The sequence below is a fragment of the Mogibacterium sp. CM50 genome, assembly GCF_000293155.1.
GTDB classification, from domain to species: Bacteria; Bacillota; Clostridia; order Peptostreptococcales; family Anaerovoracaceae; genus Mogibacterium; species Mogibacterium timidum.
In genome coordinates this window covers 1-13,274 of sequence record NZ_ALNL01000013.1, presented here as the reverse complement: position 1 = coordinate 13,274, position 13,274 = coordinate 1, and the positions used below count along the sequence as shown (strand labels likewise).

15 protein-coding genes are annotated in these 13,274 nt (G+C 42.5%); 1 reads left to right on the top strand and 14 read right to left on the bottom strand.

The genetic code is table 11. From position 1 onward, the window contains the following. The 14 genes from HMPREF1152_RS02225 to HMPREF1152_RS02160 form a co-directional block, all read right to left on the bottom strand. The coding region (locus tag HMPREF1152_RS02225; protein WP_009643526.1) for a site-specific integrase at positions 1–1,123 on the bottom strand (1,123 nt) is incomplete at its 3' end. 75 nt (positions 1,124–1,198) lie between these two features. Beyond that, positions 1,199–1,402: an excisionase gene (locus tag HMPREF1152_RS02220; protein ID WP_009643521.1), complete on the bottom strand. Its 204-nt coding sequence runs from the start codon at positions 1,400–1,402 to the stop codon at positions 1,199–1,201. A gap of 429 nt (positions 1,403–1,831) precedes the next feature. Next, positions 1,832–2,083, bottom strand: a complete 252-nt coding sequence (locus HMPREF1152_RS02210) for a helix-turn-helix domain-containing protein (RefSeq protein ID WP_009643527.1) — start codon at positions 2,081–2,083, stop codon at positions 1,832–1,834. Continuing rightward, positions 2,064–2,507 carry an RNA polymerase sigma factor gene (locus HMPREF1152_RS02205; RefSeq protein ID WP_009643528.1) on the bottom strand — a complete coding sequence of 148 codons (444 nt, stop codon included), beginning with the start codon at positions 2,505–2,507 and terminating at the stop codon, positions 2,064–2,066. Before HMPREF1152_RS02205 ends, HMPREF1152_RS02210 begins: the two co-directional genes overlap by 20 nt. 454 nt (positions 2,508–2,961) lie before the next feature. Next, complete coding sequence (locus HMPREF1152_RS09205; RefSeq protein ID WP_021674471.1) at positions 2,962–3,162, bottom strand: cysteine-rich KTR domain-containing protein; 201 nt, start codon at positions 3,160–3,162, stop codon at positions 2,962–2,964. 91 nt (positions 3,163–3,253) lie between these two features. Then, on the bottom strand, positions 3,254–4,624 hold the full coding sequence (locus HMPREF1152_RS02200; RefSeq protein ID WP_009643519.1) for an MATE family efflux transporter: 1,371 nt from the start codon (positions 4,622–4,624) through the stop codon (positions 3,254–3,256). Between the two features lie 65 nt (positions 4,625–4,689). Next, complete coding sequence (locus HMPREF1152_RS02195; protein WP_083844301.1) at positions 4,690–5,349, bottom strand: alpha/beta fold hydrolase; 660 nt, start codon at positions 5,347–5,349, stop codon at positions 4,690–4,692. Positions 5,350–5,358: 9 nt separating this feature from the next. After that, entirely contained in the window at positions 5,359–5,649 is a 291-nt protein-coding gene (locus HMPREF1152_RS02190) for a hypothetical protein (RefSeq protein WP_009643525.1), read from the bottom strand. Continuing rightward, positions 5,646–7,382, bottom strand: a complete 1,737-nt coding sequence (locus HMPREF1152_RS02185; RefSeq protein ID WP_021674469.1) for an ABC transporter ATP-binding protein — start codon at positions 7,380–7,382, stop codon at positions 5,646–5,648. The genes HMPREF1152_RS02190 and HMPREF1152_RS02185 overlap by 4 nt, the downstream gene beginning before the upstream one ends. Then, positions 7,379–9,109, bottom strand: a complete 1,731-nt coding sequence (locus HMPREF1152_RS02180; RefSeq protein WP_009643520.1) for an ABC transporter ATP-binding protein — start codon at positions 9,107–9,109, stop codon at positions 7,379–7,381. The genes HMPREF1152_RS02185 and HMPREF1152_RS02180 overlap by 4 nt, the downstream gene beginning before the upstream one ends. Positions 9,110–9,120: 11 nt before the next feature. After that, a complete protein-coding gene (locus HMPREF1152_RS02175; protein WP_009643532.1) occupies positions 9,121–10,587 on the bottom strand; it encodes an ABC transporter ATP-binding protein in 1,467 nt (488 codons plus the stop codon). Positions 10,588–10,596: 9 nt separating this feature from the next. Next, entirely contained in the window at positions 10,597–11,298 is a 702-nt protein-coding gene (locus HMPREF1152_RS02170) for an energy-coupling factor transporter transmembrane component T family protein (RefSeq protein WP_009643524.1), read from the bottom strand. Next, the gene (locus HMPREF1152_RS02165) at positions 11,298–11,912 is read right to left on the bottom strand and encodes an MptD family putative ECF transporter S component (RefSeq protein WP_009643529.1); all 615 of its coding nucleotides are present in this window, start codon (positions 11,910–11,912) and stop codon (positions 11,298–11,300) included. The genes HMPREF1152_RS02170 and HMPREF1152_RS02165 overlap by 1 nt, the downstream gene beginning before the upstream one ends. Positions 11,913–12,000: 88 nt before the next feature. Continuing rightward, the gene (locus HMPREF1152_RS02160) at positions 12,001–12,612 is read right to left on the bottom strand and encodes a TetR/AcrR family transcriptional regulator (protein WP_009643530.1); all 612 of its coding nucleotides are present in this window, start codon (positions 12,610–12,612) and stop codon (positions 12,001–12,003) included. Between the two features lie 450 nt (positions 12,613–13,062). Between HMPREF1152_RS02160 and HMPREF1152_RS02155 the strand changes: the two genes are divergently transcribed. Continuing rightward, on the top strand, positions 13,063–13,274 hold a 212-nt coding region (locus tag HMPREF1152_RS02155; protein WP_009643531.1), incomplete at its 3' end, for a plasmid mobilization protein.

The window sequence follows — 13,274 nt, the reverse complement described above, 5'->3', positions numbered from 1 at the left end:
TCATGGTAATGTTGGCGTGTCCCATAAGATACTGTAAGGCTTTCGGATTCATTCCCGCATTTGCCATGTTGGTGCAGAACGTGTGTCGCAGGGTATGGGGCGTTGTTACCGCCGGCAAAGCTTCCTCATGATTTTTGTTATACTTTTCTACAAGTCTGCGAAACATAGCATCATAGTTGATACAAGCCTGTGGTGTTCTGTTCCTTGTGAGAAAAAGAAAGCCTGTGTAGCCGTCAACCTCGAAACTACTTTTTCTTCGGCTTTGCACAACTCTCTGCAAGGCCTCAAGAACTCGGTCGCTCATTGGAATTTTCCGAATACCGTTTTCCGTTTTCGGTGTTTCAATGCGGTACGATTTTTTACCGGAGTATTGAAGTTGATGATCCACATTGATTGTCCGATTCTCAAAATCAATATCGCTCTCCGTCAATCCGCAAAACTCTGAAATACGAAGTCCTGTTCCAAGCAGAATGATAAGCTCGTCATAATACTTATGATAGACCTTATCGCTTTTCACAAAGGAAAGTAAACTTTCTTCTTGTGCAGGCGAAAGAGGAACCTTCGGCTCGGTGTCATCCTCAATAACTGTGTTGATATGAAAGTCAAAGGGATTTTTCCTGATACAGTCATCCTGAATGGCGGTATAAAAGGCTGCCTTTAGAGAACGCTTGTAATTGCTGATGGTTTTGAAAGAATAGCCTTTTTCTTTCATTCGTAAAGCCCATTCCTTTGCATCAGACATTTTTACATTCTCGATGCTGCAAGTGCCTATAGTATCTTCCTCAAGGATTCTCATAAGCTGTTTTCTGCCTTGCTTTGTACTGTGTCTTACATTTGCATGGTTTCGTATCTGCTTTGCGTAAAGCTGGCAGACGGTCATTTTCTTTCCCACCGGGTCAATCCCGTCATCAAGGTCTTTTTGTATCTCCTTGACCTTTTCCCGCAGGGATTTATCCTCGCGTTTTCCTTTCGGGGTCTTATCCGTTGGAACTAATTTCCATGCGTACACAAACTGCGTCTTTCCAAAGGTGTCTATATATTTGTAAGCATATCTCCCGTCTTTTCTCTGGCTCTCTCCTGACCGCAAAACTCGGTTTTTGCTGTCCCGTCTTTTTTCTGACATGTTATGCTCCTTTCCAAGACGGAAAGAGCCTTGATATGCTATATCTATTATAACATCGTCAAGGCTCGATCTCCATTAGATTGTGTCAACCGTATCGATCATTTTTTCAAACTGCTTGCGCTTGATCTGAATACGGTTGCCGTTTAATATCACCCAATTTGCGTTAGGATTTTCTTCTGCCAGTTTTCGCAGCTTGTTTTCTCCGATGCGAAAATACTTTGCCGCTTCTTCTATGGTGAGGGTATATTTCTCCCAGATAGGCACATCCGTTTGATTCATTTCATCGCCCCCTTTCTCAAAATAGGTATAAGTAAAAGTTCTGATATTCATATTTAAGAAAGGCATTACCGGATGGCTGTAAGCATTAGCCTCACGGGAATTTCACCCCTGCATGGATCTCATCCAGCCCTACCCATTGCCTGCGACGCTTTGAACGCTCGGACTGTGGCTATAGGGGAGTATCATTATATATTTTGCGCCGTCATGGCTCGCAAGCAGCTACGCTTGCTTTACGGCAAAATGTTTCTCGCTCGGCTTCCGGGTAGGGAAGTGTCATGGCGCATTTTCCGCATAGCTAAAGCACAAAAGGAAAGTATCCGGTTTGCCCTATGATACGCCGCCGTTATCTTGCGGGTATATTTGTCAAAGAACAGGCGGCAGCTTCTTTCTGCCTTGTCTGCGGAAAGGGGAACGCAGACAGCTACATTATTAAATCTTGAACATCAGGACAGCCTGCATGAGCTTTGAACGAAGCCGATCTCGTATATCCTCATCTATGCCGTAATAGGTATTTCCCCGCTCATCACGGAGCTTTCTCATAGAAAGGTGGGCGATATAGCCTGCGTAATGCTGGCAGACAATATTCATTGCCTGCGGCTCTCCTTTGGTTGCGGCTATGATTACCGGATAAGGTAACAGGCCGCGTTCATCGTTTCCTGTTTTACCAACTTGGGTAGTCATATGCATGTTCCTCCAAATAGCGTTTTAACAGCTCAAATGAGCTGGTTCGCCGATACTGCACTGTACTTCTTGGAATCTGATAGAGCTTCGCAATTTCCGCATCACTCATATCAAAGAAGTAATAGAGCAGGACGGCTCTGCGTTTTTCTTCCGGCAAGCTGTGGATCGCATCGGCAATCGTCTTTGCATCCCATTCTTTACCGCCTGCGAAAAAGGTTTGTTCTTCTTCACTGCCTACAAAGAAATCTTCACGGGTATAAAGCTGATTTTCCTCTTTCGGTGTCAGGTCGGAAAAGCTGATTTCTCGTGCCTGCCTTCTTTTGATTTCCTTATGTGCATTGATACTTTCGTTTTTCAATGCACGTTTACAAAAACCGTTAAATGCGCAGCGTATCTGCCATTCAGTCCGTTCAGGCTCATTCATGATATTCACCTCCTTTCGCAGCCGCGAAATCGGGCAGAATTTCCCCTTTCACAAACCCTCAACAACGGGCAGATGAAAACTGCCAAAGAAAAGCGAATATTTTTGAAAAAAAGTTTTTGTAGACGCAAAAAATCCCGACTGCATAAGGCAGCCGGGATTGGACATGAAAAGATAGCTATATAAATATGATTTAACAGATCATCTATATAAGCATAGAAACATGTAAATAGAACATATTCCCTTTAATAATGCTTTATCATAATAAAAAATGAACACGATGATACCTCCTTTGATACCGCCATGTTTTTTCGTAAGTTATGATTGATTTTGAGTCTTCACTCCCTTATTCAAGCAGAATAATATAGGCGGTTTAATATTATATATTCTATCTTTTGCATAAATGGTTCTCTCCTTAAATAAAATAAGCCGGTAATTACAGTTTCGTAGCTGTAAATCACCGGCTCTGTGTCTTTGCATCTGGCTCTTTGATAACTGATACATTAAATTGTTTGACATTGATTAAAGATTCTTGTTTGCATTTCGGACAAAACAAGGGAAAGCTTTTTAACTCTGTATCGCTTCTGATTTGCAATCGTGTTTTATTTCTGCAAACAGGGCAGAGTAACCATTGCCTTTTAACTTTTTTATTCTTCATTGCGTAATCCTTCTACGTTCATTTTATAAGCTCATATATCTTATCGTTAGATTAATCTATAAATTCATTTTTATCATCGCCATGATATAAATTACATTGTGTCCAATACGAGCTCGCTTTGCATTTTTCTTAGAAGTCTGTATTCACGCATAAGCAGGATGACAGCGATAAAAAGGATAACTATATCGTTCAGCGGAAGAGCAAGCCATACTCCCAAGACATTTCCTCTCATCAAGACAGGAAGCAAAAGAACCATAGGAACCACCAAAACTAACTGGCGAAATACGACAATGAAACCGGCCAGTTTTGCTCGCCCAAGTGCTTGAAAATAGGTAAGTGTCATAATCAGCAGACCGTAAGTAAAAAATGCACAAAACATCAAACGGTATAATGAAATTCCTGATTCAACAATATCTGATTCTGTAATAAATGCCGACAATATTTGATTTGGAAAAAGCTCAATTACGGCAAAGAATATTCCGGAAAGGACAGTAGAGCCAATAATGAAGATGTTAGTAAGCTGTTTTACTCGCGTATAATTTTTTGCCCCGTAATTCGTGCCGACAGCAGGCTGCAGACCTTGACTCATCCCCCAAATGGGAACGAAAGCAAGCTGCATAACACGCTGAGAGGCACCCATCAATGCAATTTGCGTTTCTCCTCCATATTTTACCGCTGTATTATACACCACTGTCATCTGTATCAACATCATGACCTGCATAAACATGGCACTGACTCCGACAGAGAGAATTTCAGGAATCAAATCTTTTGCCGGACGCACCCCATGAAAACGAACGATAGGACTCTTTTTCAGAAAGTAAATAAGGGTGACAGTAGCTTGGAAAAACTGGGAGATAACTGTTGCAATCGCCACAGCCTGAGGTCCCCTTTCAGGAAAAATTATAATAAGGATCGGATCTAAAACGATATTTAATATCGCACCACCGGCCATGATTACCATGGCAAGACCCATCCGACCCTCTCCACGTATAACCATATTGGCACTTTGCATGAAGTTGACAAAAATAGAACCCAAAAATACGGTGCGCAGATATACCACACCCATCTCCAGAACAGCTCCCTCTGCACCAGAAAGACTCAGCAAAATAGGAGCAAAAGTAATTCCCGCCACCATGCTGATAGATGAAAGTAACAGCACGAGAAAAGTAAGATTTCCCATAATTCTGTTTACTGTGTCCATATCTTTTTTCCCAATGGCACGGGAAAGTACCGAGCTGGAGCCTATACCTATCAAAACGGCAATGCCATTATTGATAAGGACAAAAGGTGATGCAGCCGAAACTGCACTCATGGCAGATGTTCCCACCATCTGCCCAACATAAATTGAATCGACGAAGGCATAAAGCCCTACCACAAACTGTCCCAAAATTGCAGGAAGCGATAATGTTATCATTAGCTTCCATGGATTTTCCGTCAATAGACGCTCTCTTACATCTGTCATTTGTATAATCTCCTTTGTTTAACTGTTTATCTTGAGTTTGCCTTCTCCTTCATCTTATGTGACTATCAATATTGCTTAATCCAATTCAGCACAATATTTTGAAAATCTATGGGAGCTTCAGCAAACATGAAATGTCCACAATTTTTGATTTGCTGCAATTCTGAGTTTAGAAATAAACGATTGAGCTTTTGTGCTGTATCAATTGTAGTAAGAGGATGTTCGTTTTTTTCACCAACCAAAATCAGAGTTGGAATATCTAATCCCCGTACCATTGTGGAAATATCATTTTTTGCTCCACCTACATGAGCACTCACCGAATAAGATGTTACAGTATTTGAAAAGATGTTTTTTGCTTGAGTGTTATAAAAATATCCACCAAGAAAAGCATCTATATTCTCCATATACCATTTATTTGCATCGATCTGATTTTTTGGTGGAAGTCCTGTTTTCAAAAATGCAAATGTGTTCTGTGGTTTATAATCCGTATAAACAGAAGATATTAAAACCAATCCCTCTAGTGAAGTTTCGTATTTTGCGGCATATTCCATAGCAATAAGTCCACCAAAAGAATGTGCTAAAACAATGACATTCCTATCGGGGAAAAAGTAATCTTTAATTGCCTTGCACTCGTCAGCAAACTTGCTTGTGCTGTAATATGATAATTCTTTTTTTATTTGTGAACGCCCGCATCCTCTGGCATCGTAAAATAAAAGAGGATGGTCAATAGATAGAAATCAAAGTGAATCTTCCATGTAATCCGAAGATAAACCACTGCCTCCGGCAATCACTATAATTGGCTTTTTATCTGAATCTTCATTCAGAAGTTCAAACCAAAGTTTGAAGCCATCGATTTCTAAATAATCACCATAGTCTATTTCAAGAGCTTCCCGTTCCGCAGCAAAAGGTGGCATCGTTCGATATGAGATAAACTTACTTATACCAAAGAACAATGCCGCGATAATGCCGATAGAAATAATCCATACAACAATTTTTCTCTTTTTGCATTGTATATTTTTTGTACTCATTCGATACTCCAGTTTCGTGCCTTGGCTTGCTCCGCAATCATGCGAGCATACCAGCCATTTTGTGCTAACAGTTGCTCATGATTTCCCTGTTCACGGATTCTCCCCTTGTCCAGCACAAGGATTTGGTCGGCGCCGATAATCGTGTTCAGACGGTGAGCGATGACGATTACCGTTTTGTCTTTCATCAGCGCGTCCAATGCCTTGTGAATTTCTTTTTCGTTGTCCGCATCCAGACTGGAAGTGGTTTCGTCAAGTAAAACGACGGGTGCATTTTTAATCAAAGCGCGGGCGATGGAAATCCTTTGTTTTTCCCCTCCGGAAAGTGTATTGCCGCCTTCACCCACCATCGTATCGTAGCCGTCCGGCAGTGCGGAAATAAATTCGTGACACTGTGCCGCCTTTGCCGCTTCGACAATTTCCTTCATCGTAGCGTTCGGCTTTCCGACGCGGATATTGTTTGCAATGGTATCGTGTAGAAGATATACATCCTGAAAGACAATAGCGATATTCTCAGCGAGTGTATCCGGCGATTGTTCTCGAATATCGCAGCCTCCGATGGTAATCGTGCCCTTCGTCACATCCCAAAACCGTGAAATCAGACTGATAATTGTGGTTTTACCGCTGCCGGACGGACCGACCAAAGCCGTGGTCGTTCCGGGTTTTACAGAAAAAGAGACATCATGTAGCACAGGAACATTTTTCTCGTATGAAAAATCTACATGAGAAAAACTGATGTCAAATGCTTTGAGCTGTACCGCATCGTCACGATACGATAGGGGCTCCTCCTGACGAGCCGCCAAGATATTTTCTGCCGCCTTACTCAAATATTTTAATTCCGGGTACAGACTGCCCAGTGTCGCCATCATGCTGGAGAGAGAAACGCCGATCATCAGAAGAGCGACCATCCGGTTTGTGTCAATCACTCCCGATTGATACAAACCGGGAGCCAAAATCAATGCGGCAGGAAGAATCAACGATGTCACAAAGCCAAAGGAAACGGAGAACGGCATAATCGCAAGCTCCAATTTTACAGAATCTCTTTTTAAGGTGGTAAAGCTGTCATCCAATCGTTCAAATTTTTCTCCGGTCAAATTATAGAGCCTAAATGTCTTGATCCCGTTAATGTATTCCACGATTCGAGAAATCACTCGGTTGATACTCGTGCGCTGATTGCCGCCGTACTTCTGAGACATTTTTCCGCTGAGCTGCATCAAGGGAAAAGCAATTAGAATCAGCACGGTAGCAGTCAATCCGAATTGCCACGAAACCATGAAGGCAAACAAGAGCGTCAAAGCACTGAAAAACAGCACTTTAATTAAGCTTGCCAAAGAATGGGTTAAGATCTGTTCAAAGTCCGTAATATCGGTTGTCAATGTGCTCATCAGTCGTCCAATGCTGTTCTTGTTGAAATATCCGAGATTTAAGCTGCGGATATGGTCTCCGAGGAAAAGACGCTGTTGTGCCGAAATATCCGCACCCCGATATTGAACTTGTGTATAGTTTATAGAAAAGAGGATCGCACGCACCAAAAACAGAATCCCGAGGACAATGCTGTATAAAGTCAGTTTTTCCACTGTAAAGATGCCGCCGATCAGTTCAATAATCGTCAATATCATCGTGCTGAACATCCCCATGTGAAGCAAAGCGTCCACGCAGGACAATGCAACCGGTAAATACAAAGATCTGCTGTTTTTGCCGGCGACCTGTTGAATCATTTTGAATATATACATCATATGGCTACCTCCTGAGTATAGCTTTTCCACATATCAGCATATCGCCCGTTTTCGGACAGGAGCTCATCATGCTTTCCTTTTTCTGAAAGCTGTCCTTCGTGGAATACGCAAATCTGATCCGCCCCGGTAATTGTATGAAGCCGATGAGCGATCATAATGGTTGTTTTCCCCTTCAACAAGTGTGACAGGGCAAGCTGGATCTTATGCTCATTTTCCAAATCTGCAAAGCTTGTTGCCTCATCAAAGATAATGATGGGCGAATCCTTTAAGATTGCTCGTGCAATACAGATACGCTGCTTCTCACCTCCGGATAATTTCACTCCGTCCTCGCCCAGCTTGGTTTGGTAGCCGTTTGGAAGACTCATAATAAAATCATGGATTTGCGCAGCCTTAGCGGCATCCTCCACTTGTTGGCGAGTAGCATTTTTGTTTCCTATGGCGATATTCTCATGAATGCTGTCGTGCAAAGTAAAGGTTTCCTGAAAGACGAAGGATACCAAGTCCATCAGATTTTCATTTTTCAGATCCAAAATATTCTTGCCGTCGATGCAAATTTTTCCGTCGGTGACTTCCCAAAATTTGGGAATCAGCTGTGCGGCGGTCGTTTTTCCTGCTCCGGAAGCTCCCACAAAAGCGGTTAGACTGCCCGCAGGCATGGTGAGGTTGATATTTTTTAGCACGTCGGACTTATCATAGCGGAAAGTAACATTCTCAAAGCTTACGCCATGAGGCTGTGTGCGGTCTAGTGTACTGTCTCCCTCGGTCGTGCAAGGCAACTCCATGATGTCCTGTATCAGTCCCACGCCGCTCATGATCTGACTGAACATCATGGCGAGGTTTAACAAATTCAGCAAGCCGGAGAGAAATACTATGCTCATAATCATAAAGTAAAGGTAATCTTGCTTAGGTAGTGTTCCACGGAAGTAGAGCATACCGCCCAATGGCAGTGCAAATAGGATTCCGCTTTCTACGAGAGCGACGAAAAGTCCATAGGTATAGCCCTGACTCTTGGTGCATTGCTTCCAAAAGGCGTTGTATTCATCTACGGTGCTTGCATAATCACGATAGCTCTCTGCCGTCATATTATAGGCTTTCATAACAGGCATTCCGTTGATAAACTGCATGATTGCCGTGTTCAATTTTTCCAACAGACGATGATAGGTCGGCATTTGCTTGCCGGTAATCGCCATAGCCGTGCCTTGGATGATGAGCCCCAATATCACCGGAACCAGAAGAGATAAGGACATCGGGATATTGATTGTCAGCAGGTGAATAAAGACAATGATCGGCACGCAGATGGCTGCGGTCACATCCGGAATCTGATGAGCCAAGAATTTTTCAATCCGTTCCACATCCTCAATGATGACTTTTTTGATTTCTCCCGAAGCATGATCTGTAAAGAATCCCAAGTTTATCTTCGCAATATGACGGCTAATTTGCACGCGAACATTGTAAAGCGTATTAAAAGCTCCAACGTGAGAAAATGTTCCCGAAATGATGGAGAAAATAAACTTCCCAAGGATCGATACTGTGGCAATCAGACCATAGTACAGGGCATTTCCTTCACCACCCAGCAAAACCAGAATACTTCGGTACACCATAACATAAGGCAAAAATGTACATAATGCACTGGCTATTCCAAACAACGCAGATACAAATAGATGTAATTTGTATTTCCCGGCCAGTTGCATTAGGTAAGCAGCGCCGGATTTTCTTTTCTTTTCCATATTTCCTCCTGTTATTCCCGCATGGCAGCCATTAGCTTCGCCGCCTCCTCAATTTGAAAATCATCAATTAAAGTACCATTACGGATCACCAGAGCCCTGCTACAAGTGGCAAGAGCACATTCCAGATCGTGGGTAATCATAAGGATGATGTGTCCCTTTGCCGCAAGTGCGTGAAGCTGCTCACTTACAGCGTGCATATTGCGACCATCCAGACCGCTGGTAGGTTCATCCAAAACAATCACCGGAGCTTCATTCAAAAGCGCGATCGCCAAGGCAAGACGCTGTTTTTGTCCACCTGATAGGGTAGCCGGGTGACGCTCTGAGAATTCATCTAAATTCAGGAGCGCCAACAGCTTATTCGCCCGCTGCATCAAAGCGGATGTCTCCTTTTTGCCGATCAAAAGCTCATCGGTCAGACTTTCTCCAAACAGCTGACTGTCCAAATCCTGCATGATATACCAGATTAGTCCGCGTCGCTTGTTCTTTTTCATCGGTTTTTCCGCGAAACGAATCATACCTGCATCCTCCTGTAAAAGTCCGGACAGCAGTTTCCCAAGCGTACTTTTTCCCGCAGCGTTTGGACCGATTATTGCAACGATCTCTCCCGGTGCACAGGAAAACGAAACATTCGACAAGACCGATTGAGTTCCAAAATGCTTGCACAGATTCTCCACTTTCAGTACCGGACCGGATGCAGTTTCTTTATAGATCTGTGCAGAAATCGGCAAACGTAAAAGCTCCATACCGCGAAGCCCCCACTCCGAAATCTGTTCGTAGGATAATTCCTTCATTTCCTGCGGAGTCATTATGCTGATAATTTCGCCATTATTCATATAGACAAACCTATCCGCAATATCACGAAGATAGTAGAGTCTGTGCTCCGCAATCAGAATCGTTTTTCCTTGCTTTTTCAAAAGACGTACAAATGCAGCAAAATCCTCCGTGGCTCCCATGTCCAGATTGCCAGAGGGTTCGTCCATAACATAAATATCTGGGTCAATGGCCTCGGCGGAGGCGATTGCTACACGCTGACGCATACCGTAGGAAAGATACCTGACCTTTTGTTCTAACAGGTTTGTAATACTCAGCGTCTCCGCTGCACCCTGAACTCTTTTTACAATTTCATCATGGGAGATACCGTAATTTTCACAGCCGAAAGCAATTTCTCCGGACACCTCATTGGCAAAGAATTGACTGCGTGGATCTTGAAATACATTCCCCACATATTTGCCGCGTTCCCAAGAGGGAATTTCATTCATGTTTTTTCCGAAAAGTTTGACTTCGCCACTCAATTCTCCTGTAAAAAAATATGGAATCAAACCATTTATTACGCGGGTTAGCGTACTCTTCCCACTGCCGGATGGACCTGTAAGTACAATGACCTCTCCCGGTCTTATGTTGAGATTGATATTTTTTAACTGGTCATCTGTGCTTGTATAAGAAAAGCTGAGATTTTTTATTTCAATTGTCGGATTCAATTTCTCACCTCACAATAAGATACATATTATCGCTGTTGATACAAACAAAACGATCATAATGCCGTCGCTTACAGCCATTTTATTCAGATAGTAACCCTTTTTCTTATATGGGCTCTCAATCCCACGGACAACACTGGATGCGGCAAGTTCGTCCGCAATTTTTAGCGAACGAAAGACCATAGGTACAATCACATACTCAAAGGTATTAAGAGGATGTAAGATGACTTGAAAAGGAGAACGCATAAGTCCTCGTGTTTTCATAGCGTCCAGCACATCGGAAAACTCCGAAGCGACCGTAGGAATAAAACGCAAGATAACAATCACCGTCAACCTTATAGAGGATGGCAACGGCAGTTGCCGAAGCGCTGTTGTGAGTTTGCCAGACGGTGCCTGTGAAAGCAGGTAGACCGCCATAAAAACGGGAATCAACTCAATCAGAAAGGTAAAGAGCATTGGAGAGGGTATATTGATCCCATATCGCACATTGAAAATGAGCCATCCGTAGCTGATGAGAAAAGAGATTAAAAACTTTAATCCCGTTTTTAAGCATCCGAATATCGCCATCACCAAAAACAACGCAGTCGTATAAGCAATATGCAGCCACATATTTTTGCAGAAAAAGGTTACGGTACAAACACAGATGGACAGTATCAGCAATGTAAAAATATTGACACGGCGAATTATTTTTCCGTTGTTTATTATTTCCCCCATTACTTCACGATCCCGGCTTTTTGAAAATGGCGTTTCAAAATCCGCTGTCCGAAGAGGCAACCGAGTAAGGCAAGAACCACCGTGATAGCGCAGGCTCCAATCATGTGCCACGGATTGGAGAGCATACCCAGTTGCATATCAAATACTTCCTTTGAAAATCCCTCCGTAGATGCCTTCGCCACATAGCTTTCCCATGCTGCCCAAATTGGAACAGCGTTTCCGATAATCATACCAAGCCCGTAGCAAGACCAACCAATAGCGTTGCGCAAAGGTTTCCGATAACTGTCCTTACCAAGCATAACAAGCTCGCAAAGAACGCCTACCAGCAAGAAATAAGGAAGCAGGAACACATAACCTCCGAGAGCGCTGATGATGCCAAACACAGTACTCCAAATCAGCAAAATCCCATGTTTGTTCAGACGGTTGGCAACAACGAGGTAAAATGTTGCGCAGAAAAACTCCTGAATGCCGGCAGCAAGGTAGAGGTAGAAAAATGGAAACGGTAGTGTCAGCGTGCCAACGGCTCCGTATACTGCAAAGGTCAAGACCATCATGGCTGCAATCACCATCACATCTCGTGTAACAAATTTTTTCTTTTCAGTCGTAGTATTCATATAGATAACTCCTTTCAAAAAATAGATCTGTAGGATACACAAAGCGATAAGTTAGATTAGGCTAACTAACGTACAAAAAAACACCTCCTTACGCAAAGTACAATTTCCATGCACTGCCAAAAAAATCCGCAATGAGGCGTATTCTGTCAAGTGCCTCCTCTTTTTCCAGCTTATGACGTACAATCTCAAAGATCGCATAATACTGTGCACTAAGTAGAACGTGGATTTCATCCGGAGTTAACGCACGGCAAGGGTAACCACGCCGGATCATCTCCTGCTGAAATTCATAAGTTTGCTTTTCTCTTTCCGCAACAAGCTGATCTACAAAGTTTTCGTAAGCACTTCCCGCTGATTTGCTGATGAGCAGATAGAATGCATCATTGTTAGCAAAAATGTATTCCACCAGCATAGAAATGACCTCTTCCGAAATGTTCCACATGTTTTCAGGGCATCCATCTGTTAGAGAATCAAATCCTCTTTTTTCACCTTTGCGATATAACTCCAACATATGGTCTGCTACAGGTGAAACAAGTGACGCAAACAAACTTTCCTTATTAGCAAAATATCGAAAGATTGCTCCGGTGGTCAGTCCGGCTTGTTTTGCAATGTTACGAACCGAAGCATCACTATAACCCTTATCCATGAACTCGATTTTTGCCGTATCCAAAATCAATTGTTTTGTATCGTCGCTTTTACTCATTATGAACTCCTTTTTATAAAAATATCGGTGCTATTTTTATTATACCTAAATTTACACCCTTGTCAAGATAGCAGTGTTATTTTTATTTGACAAACCTACAAACTTTATCAATGAAAACTATCATCATAAAAATCTTTGCACGAAAATCAAGTTTGATTATCATCCCAACTCTCTATGAAATTTTATTTCTCCATACCTACCTTTTGAAGTTTTTTCAAGAAATTTGGATTTTTGAATTTTTGGCAAAAAGCAACTTTCCATTGTTGTAGAGATTAAGGAATAAGTGGAATAGCAAGCATAGGAAAGGGGTACCCTTTCCGTAAAAAATCTCTATTTTCCGCAGTTCCGGCGATAGAGATTTTGCTTGTACCCTCGCAAACTAAAGCCTGCTGGGGTAGACTCTTGGGAAGTGTCCCAAACCCTCTATAAAAGCAGAAAGGAAATTCACCTATGAATAACAGAAAAAGAAATGTGCAGATAAAATTTCGTGTTACGGAAGAAGAACGCAGCTTGATTGAAGAAAAAATGAAACAGGTGCCTACAAGAAATATGGAAGCGTACCTTCGGAAAATGGCGATAGACGGATATATCATTCAGGTCGATCACAGCGATATAAAGAAAATGACGGAAGAGCTTCAAAAAATCGGAGTCAACATCAATCA